The organism is Shewanella abyssi (genome assembly GCF_023284025.1).
GTDB classification, from domain to species: Bacteria; Pseudomonadota; Gammaproteobacteria; order Enterobacterales; family Shewanellaceae; genus Shewanella; species Shewanella abyssi.
In genome coordinates, this window is sequence record NZ_JAKIKR010000001.1 from 25,906 (window position 1) to 49,543 (window position 23,638).

Below are 23,638 nucleotides of genomic sequence, written 5' to 3' on the forward strand. Positions count from 1 at the left end.
ATAAGCCGTTTGGCTAAAGGAATTGGAATTTAGTTTGGATAATAAGCAGGACGATGGAGTTCAGTCGCAATCGGTGGGATCAAGTTTAAGCTTAGCGTTTGTCGATGCAATAGACGCTGTGGATGCCAGCACTTGGGATGATTTAATGGATGATGGTAATCCGTTTAATCAACACGCCTATTTAGCGGCATTAGAGGCTAGCGGTTGTGTTAGCCAACAAAGCGGATGGACGCCATTACACCTAGTCGTGCGCCAAGCTACGCGAATCGTTGCTGTTATGCCGCTGTATATTAAAAGCCACTCTTATGGCGAGTATATTTTTGACTGGGCGTGGGCCGAAGCTTACGACAAGCATCAAATTCCTTATTATCCAAAGTTAGTTTCTGCGATCCCATTTACCCCGGTTACCGGAGCACGCATCGGCATCGCCACTGATGTCACTGCGCAGCAGGTGTGGGAGTTGATCATACAGGCGCTTGATGGCAGTTTGATCGAGCATGGTTTTTCCAGTTGGCACTGTTTATTCTTGCCCAAAGAGCAGTTCATCGCCATGTCTCAACCAGCAGAAGATAATCCTGCTTGCTTGAAACGACTAAGCACTCAGTTTCATTGGAAAAACAGAGGTTATCAGAGTTTCGATGGTTTTCTAAACTCGCTTACCTCTCGTAAACGCAAAGACATTAACAAAGAGCGCGCCAAGTTAACGCCCCACGAACTGAGCTTTGAGTTTGTTAATGCAGAGCAGGTAACAACCGCAATGTGGCACACATTTTATGCCTGTTACAGGCAAACATATGCCAAACGATCGGGCCATGCTGGTTACCTGAATTTGGCATTTTTTGAATCGATTGCTAATACTATGCCTGACAACGTGTTGCTGTTATTGGTGCGTAACATTGAGGGGCAAGTGGTCGCATCTGCGCTGTATTTTAAGTCTAAAAGCCATCTTTATGGTCGCTACTGGGGGAGTTTGGTTGATATCGACGGATTGCATTTTGAAGCCTGTTATTACCAAGGCATTGAATACTGCATTGAGCACCAATTGGCTGTGTTTGACGCTGGAGCCCAGGGAGAGCATAAAGTGGCCCGCGGCTTCGAGCCAGTAGCAACATACTCTACTCACGAGGTGCTTCACCCCGAATTTCGCAGAGCCATTGAAAGCTTTACCCTTCAAGAGGCTGATAATATAAAAACCTACATGGAGTTATTAACCAGCAAACTGCCTTATCGACAACAGGCTGATTAAGCTGTCGCTAGTCAGCGGAAGTTGACTAGCCTAACGCTAACCAAAAACCGACCGCTATCATTAGCGAACCTGCGATACGGTTCATCCACTTAATGTTGTCGCCGCGGCTTAAAAAGACCCGTAAACTTTTACCACCCGTTGCGTAAGCCATCATACTGGTAAATTCGGTAAACATGATTATCCCGAGTAAAGCCAGTAACTGCGGCGCGACTTCACGCTCTACATTAATAAACGGCGGCAGCAGTGACACCATAAAAGCCCAACCTTTCGGGTTTGCTATTGCCGTCATAAAGCCTTGTGTCATTAGCTCTACCGAGCCAACGCTCGGTGCTGTTTGGCCTTCGACTAATGCCATTTTACCCTTTGAGCGCCACATGTTGACCCCAATATAGGCGAGATAAAGGCCGCCAACCCATTTAAGCACTGCAAACACTTCGGGGTAGTTGAGCATGATGCTGGCAACTCCCATCACTGCTGCGACAGCGACAAGTGCCACGCCGACGAGTTCGCCAAGCATCATCCACATGGTACGGCGTACGCCAATGCTCATGCCGAGTGTCATGGCCAGAGTCATGCACATACCGGGGGTAATAGAGACAAAAAAGAAGGTGGGCAGAAATACGGCGAGTAGTGCGATATCAGGCATGGCGTTGCAAATCTCGGTAGTTAATAAGCATAGGGGATTTTCTGAAGCGTTATTGTAGAGAAGATAGCGGGCTTTGGATATAAAGCGGGATACAAATTTGAATATTATCGGATATAAAAAACCAGCTTAGCCAATCGATAGGGCATAAGCTGGTTTTTTCAAATCGCAGTGGTGTGTTATGAACGTTTTTTTAAAAGCAGTTTATTAGCTACTCTGTAAAATGTTCTTTATTACAGTACGCCACGTCGTTGTTGATCACGCTCAATGGATTCAAATAGTGCTTTAAAGTTACCTTCACCAAATCCTTCATTATTTTTACGTTGAATGATCTCGATGAAAATAGGACCAAAGAGATTTTTGGTGAAAATCTGCAGCAAATAACCATCGTCATCACCATCGACCAAGATCTGATGATGCTTGATACGATCATGATCTTCAGTCACTTGCGGCAACTTCTCAAAAATAGTCTCGTAATATTCAGGAATGATATCCAGCGTTTGGATAGATGAGCCTTCCATCGCATCCAGAGAGCCGATAATATCGCGGCTTCTGAAGGCTAAATGCTGTACACCTGGGCCGTCATATTCACGTAAATACTCATCAATTTGGTTCTTATCGCTGCCTTTACCTTCGTTAATTGGGATGCAAAAGCTGCCATCTGGCGAACGTAACGCATAAGACACAAGTGCTGTTTGCGAGCCTTTAATATCGAAGTAACGAACCTCGGTAAAGCCAAAAATATCTTTATAGAAGTTTGCCCAATGCTCCATCGTGCCTTTGTAGACGTTATTGGTAAGATGATCGACTTCAATAAAGCCTTTCTCTTGCGTAATAACTTGCTGGTCTAAGTCAGCAAAGTCAGTGGCATAGATATTGTCTGACTCACCAAAGGTATCGATAAAGTAAATAAGGCTGTCACCAATACCATAAATGGCTGGGTATGGCATATCTTTAGCGTCTTCATTGGCAGGCTTTGCACCACGGGCGACAGCCCCCTCAAAGGCAAGGTTAGCATCTTCAACACGCCAGCCCATTGAACAGATTGCTGGACCATGGCTCTTAGCAAATTCAGCAGAGAATCCTTTACGCTCAGTATTAAGCAAAAAGTGGATGTCATTTTGCTTGTAGTACAAGATCTCTTTCGACTTTGATTTTTTCAACAAAGAAAAACCGAAATCAATAAATACCTGATGCATGAAATCTTGATCAGGTGTTGCAAACTCAGTGAATTCGATGCCGAGTAGGCCTAGTGGGTTTTTTTCGCTTGCCATTGTCATATCCTTTATCAATTCAGACTAGCCATTACGTTGACGGCCGGTGTTCTTAGGTCATTGTTAACTTTCAATCCAAGAACGGTTGTAGTCGATGCTCATGCAGTTCTTTACATGTTCAGTTAATTTCAGTGGGGCGAAAGTATCGACCATCACTGCGTATTCGTAAGTTTCTGTTTTGCCGATTGAGGCTTCAGTTCGACCGGGTTGAGGCCCATGGGGTACCCCTTTTTGATGCAATGTCATATAGCCGGCTTCAATACCAGTTCGGCTCATAAAGTCGCCATCGACGTAATAAAGCACTTCATCACTGTCGATATTTGAGTGGTAGTACGGCGCTGGTATCGATTGCGGGTGGAAATCATAGGGACGCGGTACAAAGTTACAGATCACAAAGTTGTGCGCTGTAAAGACAAGATGGTCCGATGGTGGCAGATGGATCTTACCGACTTTTGGCGCATATTCTTCAATATTGAACGCCCACGGGTATACGCAACCGTCCCAACCGACAAGATCAAACGGATGCCACTCCAAAGAGGTCTGTTGATATTTATCGCCAAACTTACACACTAATGAAAAGTTACCCTGTTCGACGACTGCATCTTGTAGCACTGGGGTACGAATATCTCGTTCACAATAGGGTGCTGATTCCAGCATCTGTCCATATTCATTACGAAAATGTTTAGGCACTTCAACCATGGTGGAAGATTCGATAACAAACAGTCTTGCTGCACTGTAGTCATCGAATTTGAGCTGATAAGTAGTGCCTCTCGGGATCACGAGATAATCCCACTTCTTTACGGCGAGTGCGCCATATTCACTATAAAGCGTACCTTCACCTTCGTGGACAAACAGCACTTCATCAGCGTAAGCATTGCGATAAAATTCATCGGTATCTTCTGTGACCCTAGCGGTGTACATGGCGACGTCGTTGTTAAAAAATATTTTATTACGAGCGTTGAAGAAGTTACCTTCACAATCGGCTTGTTTAGTATCAAGTTTATAATTCTGTATTAATGAGTCTTGCCACTCTTTACCATGAGATAGATTGTAAGGCGCAACAGCTAATGCCTTAGTCGGCATATTATGGTGATACTTATTTGAGTAGATATTGGAAAATCCATGGGTCGAAAACAGCTCTTCACGATAAAGCTCCCCATTGTCTTTTTTGAATGTGATATGACGCTTTGTGGGAATACTCCCTTGCTTCACATAAAATGGCATTCTTGCTTTCCTTGTAATGTGCTTTTGCACTTATCTAGTCGATAACGTGATCTAGTTATCAATTTAGTTGCTAACTTCAGCAAAAAAAAGAATAATAATTAACCCGTCTCCATCTAAAAAATAGATGGTATGTTTGTGTTTACGCAAGGAGAGCACAATGCGTATTGATGTTGATGCCTTTAAAGTACTGCAAGTGTTGGTCGAAGAGGGCAGTTTTGCTAAGGCTGCAGAGCGATTGCATAAAGCACAGTCTGCGGTGAGCTATCAAGTCAAAAAGCTCGAGCAACACCTAGGTGTAAACCTTTTTTGTCGCGATCAGTACCGTGCAGAATTAACCCCTGAAGGCGAAGTTATCTTGGCCGAGGGGCAAAGGTTGTTGCAATACCTTGCCAATATTGAGCATTTAGCCAGTAGGTTTAGCGAGGGTTGGGAGCCAAAACTAGAGTTAGTGGTTGATGGTGCACTACCAATGAAGCCGATTATGCGGGCACTGAAAAGAATGGTTGAGCAACAAATACCCACCAAAGTACAGTTGAATATGGAATTTTTGGGTGGCGTGCAGGAACGGTTTGAGCGCGACAGTGCCGATTTAATGCTAGTCAAAGATTATCGAACGGGTCCCAATTATCGGCCGCAAGCGTTGCCACAAATTACCAGTATTTTGGTCGTTGCCGATAGTCACTCTTTGGCCTGTGAGCGAAATATTAGCCTGTTTGAACTGCAACGCCATGTTGAGCTTACCATTGAAGATTCTTCACCGGACAAGCAAAACCGAGATGAGCTGCAGTTTGGGGGTGACAAGGTGTTTTATCTTTCTGGCTTTATGATGAAGAAAAATGCCTTGTTAATGGGGTTGGGTTTTGGATGGATGCCGGACTTTTTAATAACAGAGGAGCTTGCCAGCGGTCAGTTAGTTGAAGTTGATTTCAGTGGGGGTAACCGTTACAGCTTCACGCCGCAATTGGTTTCGACCATGGAGCGGCCACTGGGTAAAGCGGGTCGCTTGTTTACCGATTTGATTATGGAAGAGTTTAAAGCAGAAGAAACGCCAGCGATCGTTTAGTTAGCGATTAAGGCTAGCGCTTCATACTTGGATGCTAGTTGTTGTTCATGAGAATATCGATGATCTCTCTGCTCTTGTTATTAACCTTGATAGGGATGTCATCGATATCGATGACAATGTTGCCATCAGTATCAATCGGTGACGTTATCTTTCTTCTTGAAAATAGTTCATCGCTTAACCTATCTCCAGCTTTAAGTTTCTTCTGCCAGCCCGGAGGCAGAGGCTCTGCTCTTTCTAGCTTTTTCTGTAGCCCGTAGGGGAGTGTTTGTTGCTTACTGTTACCTTTTTGCTTGCCATCTTTATCGTGTTTAGCCAATGCATAAGCAGGAGTCGCGCTGATGATAATGGCAAAAAGTAATAACAGGGCATTGCTGATGGAAAATTTCATAACATGCTCATTTTTGCTCAATTAGGCTCAAGTATAGTGAATGCAAATTGCATTGGCATTATGCGACAGCAGTTGTAATGGCACTCTAGCGAGAAGACAAAATAAGACGTTTATGCAAACTATTATCGCTTTCATCAACCATGGCAGCGCACTATTTAAGTAGCAATTTTAAGGGTGTTAGGCTTATTTATGTTTTACAACAGTGGCTTAACTAGGTAGTCCGTCGTTAAGTTTGTGTTCAGTTAGCTTCAATTAGAATGACCTCATTAAAAGCTGGTATGGCTTATGCACTTTAATGTTTAGACATCCTGCATATTTTGTCCTTTAAACACTGAAGCAAAAAAGACCAGTGCTAAACGGAGGTATAGTATGAATAACTCAACAATACAGAGCCACGCTACGGGTTTATATAATGAGTATGCCAAAGATCTTATGATTGGAAACCATTTTGTATCAGACAAACGCCTACAAGATTTTATTGCTGAGCTAGCGAGTGAAGGTTTGCTCCTTGAAAGCTTTAAATGGGATGAATGGTATAACAATAGTTATATGGTCGACCGTCCTGAGTACATTGCCGATGCGACATTATATGAGTGTCAGCTATTGGTCACCGCCATGGCGAGACTAGACAGCTTCAGTCCAGGTGTATTGAGTAATATGCGCAGGCAAGGGGTGCTTAATGCGATAGCTGAGCGATTTAAAGCATTATCCTACGAGCCCTTTATGTAAGCTTTAAGATTCGAGACTGAGTTGAATAGGTTATAGATTTAAAATAAAAAGCCGCATGTAGCGGCTTTTTTGCTGTGTACACGTAAACAAGTGCTAGATTATTTAGTCTGCAAAAGGCACTGGTTTCGGTGTGTTGGGTGTAGAAGGAGGTAAGATCGGCAACACTATCTGTGGTTGCTCCCCGGTAAGCGAATTCAAAAAAGTGACCATTTGTTTAGTTTCTGTTGCTGTTAATGCTTGTCCTAATTGGATATCAGCCATGGTATTAACCGCTTCAGCCAAGTCCCAAACACTGCCATCATGGAAGTAAGGATAGGTTAGCTCAATATTTCTCAACGTTGGTACCTTAAAGACAAATTTGTCAGCTTCTTTACCGGTAACCCCTTTTCGTCCTTCAGCAGGGTTCTTGGTATGGAATGGCTTTACCAGTCCCATCTTCATATACATGGTGCCGCCAACAGCAGGTCCGTTATGACAACGGACACAACCTTTGTCTTTAAAAAGCTGATAGCCAGCAATCGCGTCGGCATTAATGGCACTCTTATCGCCAGTTAAGTATTTGTCGAATGGAGCATTAGGCGTCACCAGTGTTTTTTCAAACTCTGCAATGGCATCCGTTATTGCATCAATGCTGATGCCATTAGTTTTGTATACGCTAGCAAAGCGAGCTTGATACGCTGGCATAGAACGAATAGTGTCTACGGCGAGATCATGGCTAAAGCCCATCTCTTTTGGGTTGGCTATAGGGCCACCCGCTTGCTCTTTCAAGTCTTTAGCTCGGCCATCCCAAAACTGCGCTAAGCCGTATTCTGCGTTTAACACTGTTGGTGAGTTTATAGGGCCTTGTTGCCAGTTATGACCAATAGAGGTGGGCAGTGCGTCAACGCCGCCAAGAGAGAGGTTGTGGCAAGAGTTGCATGAGATAAAACCAGATTTAGACAGTCTAGGCTCGAAAAAGAGCATTTTACCGAGCTCAACTTTTTCAGGGTTGGTGATCACCGCTGCGGGGATAATTTTAATTGGCTCACTTGCCGCAAACGAACAAGCAGAGCAGATTGCTGCAATAGCGATAGTGAGTGTGGTTAGTTTTATCATGGGGGCCATATAAGCTTACTTTAATTGTGGTTATTTGTTGAGACCATAATAAGCAAATATTTTAATAGGAGATAACGCATTGTTTCGATTGAGACTATCGGTAGTTTGGATTGATTTAATGCGACCTTGGTCGCAGAATATCCACGAAAGAGTTAGTAGGGTAAAGCCATTGTAGCTAGTTGCTCTACACTTTCAACCACCTTCCGATATGTTTGCAACCGCTGAGCAACACTTCGCTTGTTAGCGTTTCATTTTACGAAGTAAGATTTTCCGATCAAGCCAATGCGCTGTTTTCTTCATATGATGTTGACTGATTTTAAGCCAGCGACGTGCCCAAGAATATTCAATACTTAATATTGCTAAGCCTATAGGCAGTAGCAACCAAGCCGGACCTGGCAATATGATAAGCGCTGCGCCGGTTAAGGTGAGTAAACCGCCAACGATGGTGATCAGTGCTTTTTTTAACATCTTTGACTCCATGGGTGAAAGTATTCGCGCTTAACACAGTACACAGTGCCTTGCGCACGTTAAATTTTTAGTCTTAAAGAATTTAGTATATGCGCATTTAAGCTTCAGTTCTTAGCCTAACTGTAACAAATCCTTTTCTACTCATTGCAGTCTCATTACGGGTCGCTTTCAAGTAATAGCAGCCCTGCTTTTAAAATAGGGATTCCATTGCTTTGTGTAGTGAACTTGGTGATATTGTCACTATTGACTAAAATTAGTGGTAATGAACGTGGATCATAACAAAAAAGTTTACCCTGAAACGGCGTACTAAATTAAAGGCTGTGAAATATAGATGTGTTTTTATTTAATGGATTATCGACGTCGAACGATTAATATTGTTCAAACGCGTACACGATTAATACTAATTTTGATCGTGGCGTGCTCATCGCCAATAGTGAGTGCAGACACCCTGTACTTAACGTCATTACACTGGCCACCATACTCCGGCAGTACGCTCAAAAATGAGGGAGCGAGCATTGCTATCACCCGTGCGGCGCTGGCTGCAGTGGGCCATAAAGTAGAGGTCGATTTCTTTCCATGGAGTCGAGCCGTGCGGATGGCGTCGAGAGTAGACTCAAAATATTCTGGATACTTGCCTGAATATGCCTATCCAACAGAAAAATTTGTTTTTTCCACATCGATGGGAAGCAGTCCGTTAGGGCTGGTGGAGCAAAAACGTCACCCTATCAGTTGGTCTGAGCAGAGCGATCTGAACCAGTACAATATTGGTGTGGTGCAAGGTTATGTCAATACTGAACACTTGGATAAAATGATTGCACAGGGGCTTCAGCCCGTTGAAGTGGTTGCGTCTGATATGCACAATATTAAAAAAGTCGTATCAGGGCGAATTGATGCAGCAGTGATCGACGCTCATGTGCTGCGTTACCTATTGGCGCAACCTGATATGGAGTCTGTTGCCAGTCGAGTCCAGTTTAATAAGCGGATCTTGACAGAAAAAGAGCTCTATATTGCGTTTAAAAACAATGAAGAAGGGAGAAAATGGCGAGACTTGTTTAATTTGGGGTTAGCTAAAATTGATGTCGAAAAAATATTAAAAGACAATAGGGTCGATTAGCGTTTGCAACGACGGGTCTGGGACCCGTGTCGACAGTTCAGCTGCGCTAATAGCGCAGCGGGGGAAAGGCCATTTTTATTAAGCTTTTGATACAACGGTTTGTCCAATAGGCGTTAAGCTTAAAATCGCAAGTTTTAAATGTTGTAAGGCAAACGGAATACCAATAATAGTAATAGCACATGCAAATGCGTGAACAATATGACCAATCGCAAGCCAAATACCAAATAGTAAAAACCAAATAATATTACCAAGCATACCAAAGGCACCTGTGCCTAAATCTTCTATCCCTGTTACAGAGCGGCGGCTTATAGAGTCCTGACCGAATGGCCAAAACGTCATCTCACCAATAACGAAACACGCTCGTCCGAACGGGATGCCAATAATGCTAATAAAGCACAGTAGGCCCGCAAACCACCATGCTAACCCCATTACAAAACCGCCCAACACAAACCAAGCTATATTAAATACTAAGCGTAAAACTGCCATTTAAGATCCCTCATTATAAAAGCTACTGCCCTGTGGGCGCTAATGCATTGTTTAACTGCGATTATCATGCCACTTCTTATTATGTTGTTTTATATGTGTTTAATGTTTGTTTAGGTGCTGCTGGATAATGAAATAGACTAAAAGTTAGTGATTTTAGACATCGAAGTCTAAATTACACTAAGTAAAGCGTTACAATAGTAACTCATTATATTGAAGAGAATAGCCCGTGTTTACCCACACTCCAGTTGACCATATCGACTTTAACGGTTGCCGCGTTTTTGTAAAAAGAGATGATCTTTTACATAAAGATTTTTCTGGCAATAAGGCACGTAAATTTGCTTATTTTCTGCATAATGATTTCCCCGGTGTTAGCCGATTAGTGGGTTATGGCTCTCCGGTGGCTAATTCGCTTCATTCAATGTCCGCTTTAGCCATCTTAAAAGGATGGCAACTCGATTTTTATACTGATCATATTGCTGCGCAAGTTTTAGTCTCGTCAAAAGGTAATTATGCGGCGGCTATCGAAAATGGCGCTAATGTTATCGATTTGTCTTTGGTCGCAGATAGAGACGGTAGAAGTTGTAAAGAGTATATTGAGCAAGTTGTTCTGCCAAATGACGCTACTGCTTTGTATGTTCCTGAAGGGGGCCGTTGTCTCTATGCTCGGGATGGGGTGCACCAGTTGGCCAAAGAGATTGTTAGCTGGTTCGAGACTCGTCAGCTTAATGAGCTGACTGTTTTTCTACCATCCGGAACAGGCACGACTGCGGTATTCTTAAATGAATATTTTGTGCTCAATAAAGACAGTATCAAAGTGACAACATGTGCCTGTGTTGGAGATGAAGACTACCTTAAGCAGCAGTTTTCAGAGCTAATCAGTGATACTTCATTTCATCCCAAGATAGTAAGCACAGATAAGAAGTACCATTTCGGCAAGCTATATAAAGCGTTTTATGATATCTGGCGCAAAGTCGGTGAACAGGGGATTGAGTTTGAGTTACTTTATGATCCTAAGGGGTGGATGTGTGTTGAGCAGTACTTATTAGATAACCCAGATACAGAGATCCTCTATATTCATCAAGGGGGTTTATTAGGCAATGCGACGATGTTGCCACGCTATCAACGTAAATATGCGGCAGTATAGTGAGTTTAGAGTGGCTGGGGTGTTTCCACTTGGTTAGGCTAGTTACCTGAGCAGAGGTAAAGCCTAAACCAAATGAAGTTGACCAAATAGCTGAATATGTTTCAGTCCTATTCGTTTGTCTATGAAGACAAACTATCGATACGAGTGAGAGGAGATGTATCGAAAAGTCATTTTTACTTAATTGAAAGTTACTTAATTGAAAATTATTTACTTGAAGACAATAACCAGTTCATAAATTTAAGCGCTTCAGTACGCTTTGAAAAAGTCTGTCTGTTTTTACCTTGACTGTCAGTGAAGGCGATTGACGATTTGTTGACTGAAATTGAATCTACTGGGAAGTTGACTGTAATTTCGTGTCCATTTACTAGGTATGACATATGGTCACACTCCTTTAATTAAAGCTACCAAGTTGGTAGTTGTTTATAACAATAAGATATCCTTAGCATTTTTGCGAAAGACGAATTTAAGTTCAATTCGAGATTACTCATCTTTTCATGCTTATACAAGTGGCTTGCTAGCAGTTTTGTTAATAAATGTGTTGTTAGCATCACAAAAACAAAACTAATCTCAAGCTGTAATGAAGTAAAGCATAAAGATATGACAGTAAGATGACTGTCTATTAAGATGATCGAACCTGTTGTGATAACGCTTATGTGGGGATCAAACGACGAATCGTGGATTTTTACAGAAGGCGGTGAAAGTATATCAAAAAAGGGTATATCTCTAAAAACTGTGTGGATTATATCCAGTTAATAAACCTTGTCAATCAATAAAATTAAAAAGCTTGTGTTGAAGAGAGTGTGTAATTAAGTGTTAACAATACGGTAATCGGTGCTAGGTTGACTAATATGTAAGAATATTTTGCCAATGTTATTCAATGTCGATGTATCAAAATGGAGTCTTTCGATGAAAAGGATTATTTTACTGCTGCTTGTAATGCTAATGAGCCATATCCCCGTAGCATATAGCGTTACAGGGCTAGCGAGTGCTGCCACATCAAGTGAAGAGCCTATAGAAGAAGCGCAGCCTACCAGCGTTAAAGCCAGCACCTATGACTACAAAGACAGCCTATTTAGAGATACACCACGAGGCACTATTGAAGGTTTTTTTGAGGCTACTTTTGAACAAAACTTTGAAAAAGCCGCAAAGTACTTAGATTTACGCTATCTGCCAGACGGCATGTCAAAAGAGCTTGGGCCTGAATACGCTAAGCAATTAGTGGCTATTATCGAGCGTAATATTTGGGTTAATCTCGAAGAGATAAGTGATCTGCCTAGCGGTACTAGCAATGATCAACTGCCAAACTACCGAGATGCTTTTGGCCGAGTTGAAGTGCAAGGTAACGAGATAACACTGTTACTGCAAAAAGTACCGGATAAACAGTTAGGTAAAATATGGAAGATATCCAATGCTACCGTGGCTAAAGTACCCATGCTCTATAGTGAGCTTGGTTATGGGCCTATTGTGGAGTGGTACGTACAAAATATTCCGTCAGGTCACCTCTTTAAACTTAACTTGTGGGAATGGGCGCTACTGATTAGTTATCTAGTCTTGGCATTATTGGTGGTCATTCCGTTAACTTGGTTTGCAAAAAAACTAATACTGCGCAGTGAATATCAATACAAAGAGGATGTTGCACACCTTATCGTTGGGCCATCACGTCTTTTACTTGCACTACTACTTGACCGTGCATGGATGGCCAATACCACGCTTTCTGCCAATGTGATGGAAGTCGTTAATAGCGGCTTTTTACTTGTGATTGCAATAATTTGGTTTATTTGGAACTTAGCCGATGTACTGCAAAACAGTTTACGTTTGCGTTGGATTAATCAGGGTAAGAGTCAAACTGCATCTTTATTGCGGCCTTTAGCAAACTTTCTTCGAGTGATTTTAGTTGCGCTAACAATTTTAATTTGGCTGGAGCATCTTGGTTTTGATGCGTCCACTATCTTAGCAGGTTTAGGTATTGGTGGAGTCGCCATAGCATTAGCTTCTAAGCAATCAATCGAGAATTTTATAGGAACTATTACCTTATACTCGTCAGCACCCATTCGGGTCGGAGATGTCGGTCGTTTTGGTACCATAACAGGGACAGTAGAAGAGATTGGTCTGCGTTGTACTCGGATTCGAACAATTGATAGAACAGTGATAAATGTGCCCAACGCGCGTTTGTCGGAGATGGACATAGAGAACATATCGGAGCGCGAAAAAATACGTTTAAAGACAGATATCCGTTTAGATTATAAAACGACGACAGAGCAGCTACATAGCATCATTGAAGATATACGTGCTTTGCTAATAGCGCATGATAAAGTCGACGAGACGCCGCTAAGGGTAACATTCAGAGGTTTTGGCTTACATGGACTGCAACTTAACGTGTTTGCTTATATTGGCACCACAGACTTTGCTGAGTTTCAGTTGGTCTCTGAAGAACTGCATTTTAGTATTATGAATACCGTTGTAAAGCATGGTACTCGAATTGTGCCTGTGGTACCTATTGCCGCAGAGTAAAATGAACTTTCGGGAAGTGTATGCCTAGTTAATCGCTCTTGCTAACTAAGAGGAGATAGCTGCTTAGTTAACATCTAATTGAGAATGTAGTGTACAAAGGTAAGCGACGGCTTCTTCAGGTAAGGTGGGTATATGAAGATGCTGTTGAGTCATTTGCTGCTGTTATTATTATCCTGCTCATAAGGGACTAGATCACAGATATGGAATTTATTTTTATCGTCTTAAACTGCCTTTATCAAGCAAGGCCGTGGGCCTGCTCAATCTGATTGATTAAGTGCATTCAAGTCTACACTGAAAAGTGGGCTTTTAAGCTAGTGATTTTATACTACATATCGTTATAATCGTTGCTCTTATAGTACTTTAGGTGGGAAGTCGTATGGCGGAATTGCTCGCAAGCGTTGATCAGCGCACTAAGCTTGTTGGTGAAAACCGATTAGAACTTTTGTTGTTCAGAATTAGTGTGACGCAACTATTCGCCATCAACGTATTCAAAGTTAAAGAAGTGGTAAAAGTGCCACCTTTAAGTAGATTACCTGGCAGTCACCCAAGTATTATCGGTGTCGCTAATCTGCGTGGAGTGGCAATTCCAGTGATCGATCTTCGAAAGGCTATTGGTTATAGACCCTCGGCAGTGTATGAGAATAGTAACCTCATTATTACCGAATATAATCGTTCGGTGCAGGGATTTTTAGTAGACAAAGTAGAGCACATTGTTAATCTTACCTGGAGCGATATTTTGCCGCCGCCTAAAACGGTAGGGCCTAATAACTATCTGACGGCGATCACGCGAGTCGAGTATCAAGATAAGCAGGAGCTGGTGTCAATTATTGATGTTGAAAAAGTATTGGCAGAAATTATTCAATACGATATTAAGCTATCGGAGGGTGTATTAGATCTGCAATTGTTGCCATTAATGCAAGGCAGAAGAGTGTTGATTGCAGATGACTCGGCAACCGCAAGACGTCAAGTGAGAGAAACATTAGAACAATTGGGTTTAGAGGTGATTGAAGTTTCTGACGGTTTGATGGCATTAAATCAATTAAAACAATGGTGTGATCAAGGAATAGAGGTATCGGAACATATCGTTATGTTAATCACCGATGCCGAAATGCCAGAAATGGATGGCTATAAGTTGACCCATGAGATCCGTCAGGACAAGCGTATGAGCAACCTTTATATCACCTTAAATACGTCATTAAGTGGCAGTTTTAATAATGCGATGGTCGAAAAGGTAGGCTGTGACCGTTTTATCTCTAAATTCCAGCCCGATCTACTGGTTGAAGTCGTTCAAGATAAATTGCGCCAGTCTGTATCGGTCGAGGTGTAGTAGAGCAGTAAATCAGTCTTGATGTTCCTGTCTTAAGTCATTAATGACCTGTCGCTTTAATTCTGCAGCGGCAGCGATATTGATCTGTGCCACTCGAACAGCAAAACTAAAGCGCTGTTTACCGACAATACTAACAATATCCTCTAGAAAACGTTTATCGAGCACAAATTGTTTAGCGTAAAACTTAATCGCTTGTGTGACAGAACTGTAATTAACACCGTCAAAACTAAAGCCAGCGTCATAACCATAATCATCAATGGTGACACCGTTAAGACTCAGTGGCCAAGCTGGATAATTAACTCTATCCCTGGCGATCTCGTACATCATCCATGCGCTTTTTTTAAACCCGCCAAAGACTTTGTCTTCAAATTCAGACTCTTCAAGCTCTTGTTTGGTCCAGTTGATACCAATGGCAAGATGTTTCTCATAGATCCGCATTAGCTCATCCTTGACCGCCATTTTACAATCCCAAATAGAGGTTAGCTTATGCTGTTTAGCAATTTTAAAACACTCTTTGCAGGTTGGCAGCATGAGTGATGGATGCGGTGTGTAATGCTCTTTAATATAACTCAACTGCATGGAACTTGGCTCGCCACAAAACCAACATTGGTGTCTGCGATTAAAGGGTATGTCGATTGATGGGGCAAGTTCAAACAAAATGGCTCACTTAATAGTTCTGTTAAAGTTTTTATTTTACTTAAAAAGAAAGCGCACAATCACTGATGATCGGCGCTTACTTTTAAGATCTTGTTAGCTATATTGGAAAATTTACTCTGCTTCAATGTTAACCAGTGAAGTGGCTAGCACGATGGGATCGATCTCAAGGCAGTCTTGTTCTGCTACCCAATCAACACCGACAAGTACAGCATCATCATTTAGATCCGTAACCCAAAACTCTAAAAATTCGCCAAGTGTAATAGCAACTGCGCTGTAATCTTGCCACTCTTCAGTACAATGGCTTTTTGCTTGTGCTTCTTCCGACCATAGAGGCATCACATCAGTCGCTTCGAATTCAGATGAATCACATACGACCCAACCTTCACCTGTTTCATCTTGCAGGCCCCAAACCACTTGGTGTTGCTTTACGTTGCTAATAAAGCTTTCTAATGCTGGAGTCATCTCAGTCATGATTAATCTCTTTTGGTTATTGGAAGATATCGATTATATCCACTGACAATAGTCTGCAACTGCCTTGTACTTTTAGCAAGTTATTTAATGATGTTTCTAGCGTGATTAGCGGCACTGTTTATTCCCTAGCGTGCGTAAATTAAGCGGTTAAACTTGTAAGTGAAGATAACTGTAATAAGCACATTGAATTAGTCTATATTAATGCTGCAGGATGTTGTTTAGTTCGTATCTCTATATACCGGGGTAGCTAAGCGGTTTTATGAATTAAAGATCATCATTTAACTAAGCTGATTAAGGTAAGCTTAATCTCTAAACATCAAAGTAATACGTTAGTGTCATTCATTTTTGGGAGTCTTCTATTGTTTAAATCAATCCCCCTGGCAGCAACGCTCATATTATCAAGCTCCAGCGCTATCGCATCGGTGGCTTCCCCAGACTGGGGAACTTGTGTTGCAAATCTTCAGCAAACGGCTAAATCTGAAGGTTTATCGCAGCAAACCATTGATACCACTCTCGCCAATGTAAGGTATGTCGCTAGAGTCATCGAACTGGACAACAAACAGCCAGAGTTTAGCTCTTCGTTTGAAAGCTATTTCACTAAACGAGTCACGGATTGGCGGGTTCAACAGGGGCGAAAGCTGTACATAAAGCACAAAGAGCTACTGCAAAGCCTTGCCAAAGAGTACGGTGTTCCGCCGCAGTATTTATTAGCATTTTGGGGGCTTGAGACTAATTTCGGCTCCTATAAAGGCAAGATGTCAGTGCTCAATTCACTGGCGACATTGGCATGTGATCCTCGTCGAAGTCAGTATTTTACCACAGAGCTAATGCAGGCATTAAAGCTGAAAGAGCAGTATGGTTTTGATGAGAAGAAAATGGTCGGTTCCTGGGCTGGAGCCATGGGGCATACTCAGTTTATGCCGTCTGCTTATGCAAAATATGCGGTAGATGGTGATGGCGATGGTAAGGCAGATCTGTGGAACAGTACCGATGATGCGCTTTCATCAGCCGCACATTTTTTGCAAAACTTGGGCTGGAAAAGAGATGAACGCTGGGGACGGGAAGTGACATTGCCAAAGAATTTTTCATACGCGTACCTTGGCAGAGCTGAAGCGCAGACGCTGACTAAGTGGGCTGAACTCGGTTTAACGCTAACTAACGGTCGAGCGCTTAGCACCCCCGATATGACCGCAGCGCTTTATCTGCCTTCAGGACATACAGGCCCCGCCTTTTTAGGTTATGACAACTTCAATGTGATCATGAAATGGAATCGTTCTACTTTCTACGCCATTGCTGTTGGACACCTTGCTGATAGGATTAATGGAGCAGCAGGGCTCAATGTTAAACCGCCTAAAATGCCGAGTTTAAGCAGAGCGCGAGTGAAAGAGTTACAAAATCAATTAAATACGTTAGGTTTTGATGTGGGTAAACCAGATGGGATTTTGGGTTCCAAATCTTTAAAGGGCTTACAAGCATTTCAGAAAGATAATGGCTTGGTCGCCGACGGTTACCCTAGCGAAGTAACGTTTAAGGCTCTTGGGGTAAAGTAACGAGTCGTGGTTAAAGGACTTTATCGTTCTAAATGATGAAGATGCAATCAAAAAGATTGCATCTTTTTTATTGATGAATTAGATTAAATTTCATCAATAAAATGATCGACTGGAATGCTTATCTCTATGGACAATCTTTCTCACGCACAGCGTCAACGTTTAGCTTTTATCGATTTTAGCTTACAGTATTTTGGCCAAGTATCTCGCCAAGATTTAATCAGTAAGTTTGCCACAGGTCTTGCCGCTGCCACTCGTGATTTTCAAAGTTATAGAACCCTGGCGCCAAATAATATGCGCTTGGTGCATCAAACCAAGTGTTATCACCGTTTACCCGAGTTCAAAGCGCTATTTACCCATGAACCTGAAGCGATATTGCATGGGCTTGCCAAAGGGTTTGGTGACGGCTTGTCTCATCCTATAGAGCCAAGTGGGGTGTGTATCGATGCAATTGGGCTTATCCACCCAGATACCGAGACTATTGCGGCGTTAATGCGAGCCATACAAGGCAAACAGGCGCTTGCTATTGAATACGTGTCGGTGTCATCGGGGAAAAAATCACGAGAGATTGTGCCTCATGCTTTAGTCAATAACGGTCAGCGTTGGCATGTGCGTGCTTTTGATAGGGCCAATCAAGTGTTTACTGATTTTGTTGTTACTCGAATTAAGACCACAGCGATATCTGAGACGAGTGTTAAGTTCGTGGAGACCTGCGCTAATGACAAGTATTGGCAGCAAGAGGTGCAGCTTGAGTTAATCCCTCACCCTTCAATGGCTCACCCCGAAGCGATAGAACTCGACTACCAAATGGTGAATAAACGCCTTACCTTAAATTGCAGAGCATCACTAGCAGGTTACCTGCTGCGTCAATGGAGCGTTGATTGCTCTGCGAAGCATAAAATAGGTTCAGGGGTATGCCAATTGGCATTGGCTAACCGAGATGTGCTGCAACATATAGAGCATTTGACGATAGTACCGGGTGCTAAATCGTAGCCAGAGATAACACTAGTGGCTTTGATAGACTTTTGTTAAGCTCACGCAATAAAATTTGAGTTAAGGAATACCATGAGTATTAAAGATGATTCTGTAGTGCAATTTAACTACACACTACGTGACGAGCAGGGCGAAGTATTAGAGAGCAATGAAGGTCTAGATCCAATTGCTTATCTTCATGGTCACAACAACATGATGCCTGGTGTTGAAAAGGCGCTTGTGGGTAAAGAAGCTGGCGCAACCTTTTCAGTCACGCTGCCCGCCAGCGAAACTTACGGTGAGCGCAATGATGATGCTGAGCAGCGTGTTTCAGTTAAGCATCTGCAAGGCGCAAAAGTATGGAAAGCCGGTATGCGTGCTTTGATCAACACCGATGACGGTCAACGTCAGGTGACTATCATCAAAATGGGCAAGTTTATGGCAACAGTGGATGTTAACCATCCTCTGGCTGGTCGTGAGTTGACGTTTGATCTTGAAGTGGCTGATGTTCGTGATGCAACAGCTGAAGAGGTTGCCCATGGCCACGCTCATGGCAAAGGCGGTCACCACCACTAAGCTGAGTTAATCGGCAACAAAAAGCCCAACCTTGTTTGGGCTTTTTTAATTAATGAGTCAATACTTTAGAGACGAAAGATGATCATAGAATTAAGCAGTGGCAAAATGGTACTGAGTCCATTTGAAGTACAAGTCAGACTCAATAATCAGTGTCAGCTCTATGCAATGGTGGAAGATATTAAATTTCACCAAGATGCGCTAATGATGGTTGCCGATGCTGGCGCCGTTCGTTGGAGCCTTAAATTGGATAGCAATGAACAGCTACAAACCATTAAAACTGAGCTAGGTATTGGCTAACTCTCTTGCAACACACCGAATAAGCCAATAGCTTAACTTGGGCCGTCATGTCATGTTTTGTCGACCGTGAGGCTGACTAAAATCAAGTTCTGGTCCATTGGGAACAACCCTTGTTGGGTTAATCATGTCATGACTGAAATAGTAATGCTGTTTAATATGCTCAAAATTAACCGTCTGCGCCACGCCCTTCATTTGGTAGATCTCTTTTACATAACCTGACAGATTAGGGTAGTCCGATATCCGTTTTTTATTGGTTTTAAAGTGTCCGACATAGACGGCATCAAAACGAATTAAGGTCGTAAACAGACGAATGTCAGCCTCTGTGAAGACGTTACCCGTGAGATAGCGCTGAGTTGAAAGTTGCTGTTCTAGTTTATCGAGCGCAGTAAATAGTTGCTCGTATGCATCATGATAGGCAGTTTGGCTGGTGGCAAAACCTGCTTTATAGACGCCATTATTAATGCTGCTATATATCCATTCATTGAGTTCATCGATTTGAGTCCGCAGTTGTAGCGGATAAAAATCACTGCTGCTATCAATCAGATGATCAAATTCACTGTTAAACATACGAATGATTTCAGCGGATTCATTACTGACAATAGTGTTGGTATGGGTGTCCCATAATACAGGCACTGTTACTCGACCATTATAATTGGCATCTGCTTTTTGATAGATTTGATAGAGAAAATCAGCAGCGTTTAAGGTGTCGTGTTGCCCGCCATCGATATGACGTGCTATTTCGCTTTGGTTGACACCAGAAAACTCCCAGCCATTGGCGAGCATGTGTGGTTCAACGACCGTTACGCCAATAATGTGTTGTAGGTTTTTCAATTGTAGATAGATTAATGTTCGGTGCGCCCATGGACACGCTAACGACACATACAGATGATAGCGATTCTTTTCAGCTTTAAAGCCACATTTACCGGCTTGTTTAGGCTTTCCATCTTGGGTGATCCAATCCCTAAAACTAGATTCTGATCGAGTAAATTCGCCCGCCGTTTCTTCTGTTGGATACCATTTATCGACCCATTGACCGTTATGCAGTAAGCCCATTTTGTTTGGTTCCCATATCATCTGTTTTCAATAGTCACAGCTTAGTTGGAGAGCGGCCAGCTTTAAAGCGCATTTAGTCGCTAAAACCTTTCTATTTAATATGTGTATGACTGCTCCGCTACTGATATTATTGCAGCCAGTTAATCAGCTATTGCTACGAAAAAGGAAAGTCATGTTAGATAAACCGTTAGAGAGAATAACTGTAGAACCACGCACAGAGGCAACAGCCTGTGTTATTTGGCTTCATGGTTTGGGCGATTCTGGTGCGGGTTTTGCCCCGGTTGTGCCAGCTTTAGGACTTCCAAGTGAGCACACTATTCGATTTATCTTTCCCCATGCACCAGAACAAGCTGTCACCATCAATGGCGGCTATATCATGCGTTCATGGTATGACATCAAAAGTATGGACCTGCATGACCGCGCAGATATGCAGGGTGTTTTAGACAGCGAGATTCAAATCAAAGCACTTATTAATGAACAAATAGCCTTGGGGATAGATCCTAGTAATATTGTGCTAGCAGGTTTTAGCCAGGGCGGCGTGATGAGTCTGTTTACCGGTTTAAGGCTGCAGCACAAATTGGCTGGAATAATGGCGTTATCGTGCTATTTGCCCACGGCTGATAAGTTGCCAAATGATCTTGCGAGTGCGAATGTTTCGACCCCAATACTGCAGCAACATGGTGTTCAGGATGAGGTCGTTGCGTTAAGTGCGGGGTTAATGGCATTCGAACTTCTTAAACTGCAGGGTTATGACAATCAGTGGCAAACCTATGACATGGGCCACAGTGTGCTACCAGAACAGCTGCGTGACATCTCAAAATGGCTGCAAAAAGTCCTAAAGTAAGATTAGAATAGTCTAATGGCCTATTTTTTGAACGATTGTGCGTTGTGATTTATTACAACGCTTGTTCTCGTTTAAGGATAATGTGCTATGCACAGTTATAATTCATAAACCCATGAAATGCTTTATTTTAGTTCTTTACCTTTATGTTGCTACAGTTTAGAACTAGCTCGCCTCAATCTTAAACTTACCCCCTTCGTTCTGTTTTTGGTACGTCATTTGGAATAAAACACTTTAAAAATAGGTGCTTAGATCATCTTATGTAATGAATGTGACACAAATAAAGCATAATCTTTGCTAAGATGAATGACGGTTGAAATAGGGTTATTTCTACCGAACTAAATAAAATGTTGTAAAAACATAAAAAATAATCAAGGGGTTGATTGTAATGAAAAAGACTTTAATCAAAGGGCTAGTGGCGACGGCTGTTGTGACTGCTTTAACAGCATGTGGTAGTGACAATGATGATACTTCATCTGTAAATAAATTTGACTTAACAATCGCACATATTAACGATACGCACTCTAGCTTCGATCCAACATCTTTCGATTTTACCGCTCAAATAAATTCAGCTGATTTTGCCGTTCGTACATCTGCCGGCGGCTATCCACGCGTCGCGACAGCGTTAAAAACAGCTCGCGCAGCAGCAGATGATGCTGATAAACCATTTCTAGCTTTACATGGTGGTGATGCTTTTCAAGGGTCTTTATATTTCAACGTATTAAAAGGTGCTGGTAATGCCACTTTATTACGTGAAATGGGACTTGATGCAATGGCGATTGGTAACCATGAATTTGATTTGGGTAATGAACCATTAATCGAATTCGCCAATAAAGTTAACTTCCCTATTTTGGCTGCAAACCTCGACACTTCTGCTGATTCTCAAATGGGCGATGTTACTAATATCATGCCTTACATGGTCAAAGAGTTTAATGGCGAGCAAGTGGGTATTTTCGGCTTAGTGTTAGAAGATATGGAAAGTATTTCATCTCCAGGTGAGGATCTTGTTTTCAATAAGGAGATTGAAACGGCTCAAGCTACCGTTGATACATTGAAAGATCTTGGTGTTGATAAAGTCATTATGGTGAGCCACATTGGTTTAGACCGTGACATTTTAATCGCTTCAAACGTAAACGGTGTTGACGTTATCGTTGGTGGTCACTCTCATACTCTACTAGGTGACTTTACCAATATCGGTAATGGTAACGGTTCAGCGACTGCTGGTTACGCTGAAATGTTTACTAACCCAAATGGCACAACTAAAACGTGTATTGTGCAAGCTGGCGATGTTGCTCAAGCGGTAGGTCAAGTTGATGTTAGTTTCGAAAATGGTGAAATAACAGCTTGTGAAGGTAATAACACCCTGCTTATTGATAACGATTTTAAGCATAAGTATGACGGTGATAATAGAGTAGTACTAACTGAAGCCGATCAAGCATCTACTGAAGCATTTGTGAATGAGCAAAACAATATCGCGTTTACAGAAGAAGATGCTTTGCTGCGTAATATTATCGATATTGATTACAAACCGCTTATTGAAGAATATGAAGGCTTGGTTATTGGTCAAGTATTCGATGCTAATGATCCTACTGATAGCGGCAGCCTAGATAATGTTCGTATACCTGGTTTTGCTCGTAGTGGCGCATCGTTGCCTGTTACTGGTTCAGAGGCAGGTGCTCAAGTTGCAGCATCTATGGTATGGAAGCTAAATAAGTTGGGTTATGGCGTAGATATGGCCATTACCAACACTGGTGGGGTGCGTAATAGCATTGTTGCAGGCCCTGAAGGTTTGACTGCTGGTTATGTCGTTGGTTCATTACTGTACTTCAGTAACGAGTTAGCAATTGTTGAATTGACAGGCGCAGATATTACTCAGTTGCTTGAAGATACGATTAACTACTCAATGAGCACCTCTACAGGTTCGTTCCCTACTTTTGCTAATATTGAATTTACATATAATGGTTTGGCAAGCGTTGGTGAACAAATTGAAAGTTTGAATGTTTGTCCTGATGGTGTCGCTGCAGGTAACTGTGCCGCTATTGAAGACGATACCACCTACAAGATAGCGACTAACGCCTATATTGCTGGTGGTAAAGATGGTTATGAAATTTTTGATACTAAGAAGCAATCTGAGGTTGTTCTTTCTGGTTTTATTGATAACGAATCAATGATTGAATATGTAGAAGCGTTAACTGCAGAAGGAAAGCAATTGGTTGAAATCCCAACGGGCTTGACCTTTATCGCGCCTGCTGATTTGAAAATTGATGATCCAATCATTAAACCTGAAGACAATCAATAATCTTTAGCCGTTAATCAGGTTGATTTATTAACTGCTCTAGAATCAAAAGCAGCCTCTATTTAGAGGCTGTTTTTATTTGTCATGCAAAGTACTATTTTATCTTTATTTCTACTAAAAAATGAAAAGTGGGACTTGAAAACTAATTTGACGTCCTCATATCTATTTGTAGAGTCGCTCAACGAGGTCTCTAAACCATAGCTAGCTTTTACGCCT

Annotated in this window: 24 protein-coding genes; 13 read left to right on the top strand and 11 right to left on the bottom strand. The window is 42.2% G+C overall.

Annotated features, from left to right (window positions below):
- Positions 1-34: 34 nt before the first annotated feature.
- Positions 35-1,246, top strand: coding sequence for a GNAT family N-acetyltransferase (locus L2755_RS00130; protein WP_248978722.1), 1,212 nt, complete (start codon positions 35-37; stop codon positions 1,244-1,246).
- A 25-nt stretch (positions 1,247-1,271) separates the two neighbouring features.
- Here the strand turns inward: L2755_RS00130 and L2755_RS00135 are convergent, their stop codons facing one another.
- The 3 genes from L2755_RS00135 to L2755_RS00145 all read right to left on the bottom strand — a co-directional run bounded on the left by L2755_RS00135 (position 1,272) and on the right by L2755_RS00145 (position 4,387).
- Positions 1,272-1,892 carry a LysE family translocator gene (locus tag L2755_RS00135; protein ID WP_248978723.1) on the bottom strand — a complete coding sequence of 207 codons (621 nt, stop codon included), beginning with the start codon at positions 1,890-1,892 and terminating at the stop codon, positions 1,272-1,274.
- Between the two features lie 230 nt (positions 1,893-2,122).
- A complete protein-coding gene (gene hppD, locus L2755_RS00140) occupies positions 2,123-3,163 on the bottom strand; it encodes a 4-hydroxyphenylpyruvate dioxygenase (protein ID WP_248978724.1) in 1,041 nt (346 codons plus the stop codon).
- A gap of 63 nt (positions 3,164-3,226) precedes the next feature.
- A complete protein-coding gene (locus tag L2755_RS00145) occupies positions 3,227-4,387 on the bottom strand; it encodes a homogentisate 1,2-dioxygenase (protein ID WP_248978725.1) in 1,161 nt (386 codons plus the stop codon).
- A gap of 157 nt (positions 4,388-4,544) precedes the next feature.
- On the opposite strand from L2755_RS00145, the gene L2755_RS00150 reads away from it, so the two are divergent.
- The gene (locus tag L2755_RS00150; protein WP_248978726.1) at positions 4,545-5,450 is read left to right on the top strand and encodes a LysR family transcriptional regulator; all 906 of its coding nucleotides are present in this window, start codon (positions 4,545-4,547) and stop codon (positions 5,448-5,450) included.
- Positions 5,451-5,484: 34 nt separating this feature from the next.
- Here L2755_RS00150 and L2755_RS00155 read toward each other — a convergent pair whose 3' ends face one another.
- Entirely contained in the window at positions 5,485-5,838 is a 354-nt protein-coding gene (locus L2755_RS00155; RefSeq protein WP_248978727.1) for a hypothetical protein, read from the bottom strand.
- Positions 5,839-6,207: 369 nt separating this feature from the next.
- On the opposite strand from L2755_RS00155, the gene L2755_RS00160 reads away from it, so the two are divergent.
- A complete protein-coding gene (locus tag L2755_RS00160) occupies positions 6,208-6,567 on the top strand; it encodes a DUF6508 domain-containing protein (protein ID WP_248978728.1) in 360 nt (119 codons plus the stop codon).
- A 102-nt stretch (positions 6,568-6,669) separates the two neighbouring features.
- Here L2755_RS00160 and L2755_RS00165 read toward each other — a convergent pair whose 3' ends face one another.
- Both L2755_RS00165 and L2755_RS00170 read right to left on the bottom strand, forming a co-directional pair.
- Positions 6,670-7,662 carry a cytochrome-c peroxidase gene (locus L2755_RS00165; protein WP_248978972.1) on the bottom strand — a complete coding sequence of 331 codons (993 nt, stop codon included), beginning with the start codon at positions 7,660-7,662 and terminating at the stop codon, positions 6,670-6,672.
- A gap of 240 nt (positions 7,663-7,902) precedes the next feature.
- Positions 7,903-8,130, bottom strand: coding sequence for a PGPGW domain-containing protein (locus L2755_RS00170; protein ID WP_248978729.1), 228 nt, complete (start codon positions 8,128-8,130; stop codon positions 7,903-7,905).
- Positions 8,131-8,503: 373 nt separating this feature from the next.
- Here L2755_RS00170 and L2755_RS00175 point away from each other — a divergent pair, with 373 nt between their 5' ends.
- On the top strand, positions 8,504-9,244 hold the full coding sequence (locus L2755_RS00175) for a substrate-binding periplasmic protein (RefSeq protein WP_428847765.1): 741 nt from the start codon (positions 8,504-8,506) through the stop codon (positions 9,242-9,244).
- 78 nt (positions 9,245-9,322) lie between these two features.
- Here the strand turns inward: L2755_RS00175 and L2755_RS00180 are convergent, their stop codons facing one another.
- Positions 9,323-9,730 carry a YccF domain-containing protein gene (locus L2755_RS00180; protein ID WP_248978731.1) on the bottom strand — a complete coding sequence of 136 codons (408 nt, stop codon included), beginning with the start codon at positions 9,728-9,730 and terminating at the stop codon, positions 9,323-9,325.
- 226 nt (positions 9,731-9,956) lie between these two features.
- Here L2755_RS00180 and L2755_RS00185 point away from each other — a divergent pair, with 226 nt between their 5' ends.
- Entirely contained in the window at positions 9,957-10,874 is a 918-nt protein-coding gene (locus tag L2755_RS00185) for a 1-aminocyclopropane-1-carboxylate deaminase/D-cysteine desulfhydrase (RefSeq protein WP_248978732.1), read from the top strand.
- Between the two features lie 203 nt (positions 10,875-11,077).
- Here L2755_RS00185 and L2755_RS00190 read toward each other — a convergent pair whose 3' ends face one another.
- Positions 11,078-11,251, bottom strand: a complete 174-nt coding sequence (locus L2755_RS00190) for a hypothetical protein (protein WP_020912937.1) — start codon at positions 11,249-11,251, stop codon at positions 11,078-11,080.
- 529 nt (positions 11,252-11,780) lie between these two features.
- Here L2755_RS00190 and L2755_RS00195 point away from each other — a divergent pair.
- Positions 11,781-13,385 (top strand): mechanosensitive ion channel family protein, encoded by a 1,605-nt coding sequence (locus tag L2755_RS00195; protein ID WP_248978733.1) that lies wholly within the window; start codon positions 11,781-11,783, stop codon positions 13,383-13,385.
- A gap of 376 nt (positions 13,386-13,761) precedes the next feature.
- Positions 13,762-14,712 (top strand): chemotaxis protein CheV, encoded by a 951-nt coding sequence (locus L2755_RS00200; protein WP_248978734.1) that lies wholly within the window; start codon positions 13,762-13,764, stop codon positions 14,710-14,712.
- A 12-nt stretch (positions 14,713-14,724) separates the two neighbouring features.
- Here the strand turns inward: L2755_RS00200 and L2755_RS00205 are convergent, their stop codons facing one another.
- Together L2755_RS00205 and L2755_RS00210 are read right to left on the bottom strand one after the other, a co-directional pair.
- Positions 14,725-15,369 (bottom strand): hypothetical protein, encoded by a 645-nt coding sequence (locus L2755_RS00205; protein ID WP_428847762.1) that lies wholly within the window; start codon positions 15,367-15,369, stop codon positions 14,725-14,727.
- 111 nt (positions 15,370-15,480) lie between these two features.
- Positions 15,481-15,840 (bottom strand): DUF2750 domain-containing protein, encoded by a 360-nt coding sequence (locus L2755_RS00210; protein WP_248978736.1) that lies wholly within the window; start codon positions 15,838-15,840, stop codon positions 15,481-15,483.
- Positions 15,841-16,199: 359 nt separating this feature from the next.
- Between L2755_RS00210 and L2755_RS00215 the strand changes: the two genes are divergently transcribed.
- The 4 genes from L2755_RS00215 to L2755_RS00230 all read left to right on the top strand — a co-directional run bounded on the left by L2755_RS00215 (position 16,200) and on the right by L2755_RS00230 (position 19,232).
- Positions 16,200-17,390 carry a lytic murein transglycosylase gene (locus L2755_RS00215; RefSeq protein ID WP_283102675.1) on the top strand — a complete coding sequence of 397 codons (1,191 nt, stop codon included), beginning with the start codon at positions 16,200-16,202 and terminating at the stop codon, positions 17,388-17,390.
- Positions 17,391-17,504: 114 nt separating this feature from the next.
- Positions 17,505-18,380, top strand: coding sequence for a WYL domain-containing protein (locus L2755_RS00220; protein ID WP_248978737.1), 876 nt, complete (start codon positions 17,505-17,507; stop codon positions 18,378-18,380).
- Between the two features lie 72 nt (positions 18,381-18,452).
- A complete protein-coding gene (locus L2755_RS00225) occupies positions 18,453-18,935 on the top strand; it encodes an FKBP-type peptidyl-prolyl cis-trans isomerase (protein ID WP_248978738.1) in 483 nt (160 codons plus the stop codon).
- 78 nt (positions 18,936-19,013) lie between these two features.
- Complete coding sequence (locus tag L2755_RS00230; RefSeq protein ID WP_248978739.1) at positions 19,014-19,232, top strand: DUF3389 family protein; 219 nt, start codon at positions 19,014-19,016, stop codon at positions 19,230-19,232.
- A gap of 45 nt (positions 19,233-19,277) precedes the next feature.
- Here the strand turns inward: L2755_RS00230 and L2755_RS00235 are convergent, their stop codons facing one another.
- Positions 19,278-20,285 (bottom strand): glutathione S-transferase family protein, encoded by a 1,008-nt coding sequence (locus tag L2755_RS00235; RefSeq protein WP_248978974.1) that lies wholly within the window; start codon positions 20,283-20,285, stop codon positions 19,278-19,280.
- A gap of 172 nt (positions 20,286-20,457) precedes the next feature.
- On the opposite strand from L2755_RS00235, the gene L2755_RS00240 reads away from it, so the two are divergent.
- Complete coding sequence (locus L2755_RS00240; protein ID WP_248978740.1) at positions 20,458-21,129, top strand: alpha/beta hydrolase; 672 nt, start codon at positions 20,458-20,460, stop codon at positions 21,127-21,129.
- 385 nt (positions 21,130-21,514) lie between these two features.
- On the top strand, positions 21,515-23,425 hold the full coding sequence (locus tag L2755_RS00245; protein ID WP_248978741.1) for a bifunctional metallophosphatase/5'-nucleotidase: 1,911 nt from the start codon (positions 21,515-21,517) through the stop codon (positions 23,423-23,425).
- Positions 23,426-23,638 lie beyond the last annotated feature (213 nt).

Coding starts and splice junctions, on each gene's coding strand:
- L2755_RS00135 (WP_248978723.1), bottom strand. CDS start 1,892: ATGCCTGATATCGCACTACTCGCCGTATTTCTGCCCACCTTCTTTTTT.
- hppD (WP_248978724.1), bottom strand. CDS start 3,163: ATGGCAAGCGAAAAAAACCCACTAGGCCTACTCGGCATCGAATTCACT.
- L2755_RS00145 (WP_248978725.1), bottom strand. CDS start 4,387: ATGCCATTTTATGTGAAGCAAGGGAGTATTCCCACAAAGCGTCATATC.
- L2755_RS00150 (WP_248978726.1), top strand. CDS start 4,545: ATGCGTATTGATGTTGATGCCTTTAAAGTACTGCAAGTGTTGGTCGAA.
- L2755_RS00155 (WP_248978727.1), bottom strand. CDS start 5,838: ATGAAATTTTCCATCAGCAATGCCCTGTTATTACTTTTTGCCATTATC.
- L2755_RS00160 (WP_248978728.1), top strand. CDS start 6,208: ATGAATAACTCAACAATACAGAGCCACGCTACGGGTTTATATAATGAG.
- L2755_RS00165 (WP_248978972.1), bottom strand. CDS start 7,662: ATGATAAAACTAACCACACTCACTATCGCTATTGCAGCAATCTGCTCT.
- L2755_RS00170 (WP_248978729.1), bottom strand. CDS start 8,130: ATGTTAAAAAAAGCACTGATCACCATCGTTGGCGGTTTACTCACCTTA.
- L2755_RS00180 (WP_248978731.1), bottom strand. CDS start 9,730: ATGGCAGTTTTACGCTTAGTATTTAATATAGCTTGGTTTGTGTTGGGC.
- L2755_RS00190 (WP_020912937.1), bottom strand. CDS start 11,251: ATGTCATACCTAGTAAATGGACACGAAATTACAGTCAACTTCCCAGTA.
- L2755_RS00195 (WP_248978733.1), top strand. CDS start 11,781: ATGAAAAGGATTATTTTACTGCTGCTTGTAATGCTAATGAGCCATATC.
- L2755_RS00200 (WP_248978734.1), top strand. CDS start 13,762: ATGGCGGAATTGCTCGCAAGCGTTGATCAGCGCACTAAGCTTGTTGGT.
- L2755_RS00210 (WP_248978736.1), bottom strand. CDS start 15,840: ATGACTGAGATGACTCCAGCATTAGAAAGCTTTATTAGCAACGTAAAG.
- L2755_RS00220 (WP_248978737.1), top strand. CDS start 17,505: ATGCTTATCTCTATGGACAATCTTTCTCACGCACAGCGTCAACGTTTA.
- L2755_RS00225 (WP_248978738.1), top strand. CDS start 18,453: ATGAGTATTAAAGATGATTCTGTAGTGCAATTTAACTACACACTACGT.
- L2755_RS00230 (WP_248978739.1), top strand. CDS start 19,014: ATGATCATAGAATTAAGCAGTGGCAAAATGGTACTGAGTCCATTTGAA.
- L2755_RS00235 (WP_248978974.1), bottom strand. CDS start 20,285: ATGGGCTTACTGCATAACGGTCAATGGGTCGATAAATGGTATCCAACA.
- L2755_RS00240 (WP_248978740.1), top strand. CDS start 20,458: ATGTTAGATAAACCGTTAGAGAGAATAACTGTAGAACCACGCACAGAG.
- L2755_RS00245 (WP_248978741.1), top strand. CDS start 21,515: ATGAAAAAGACTTTAATCAAAGGGCTAGTGGCGACGGCTGTTGTGACT.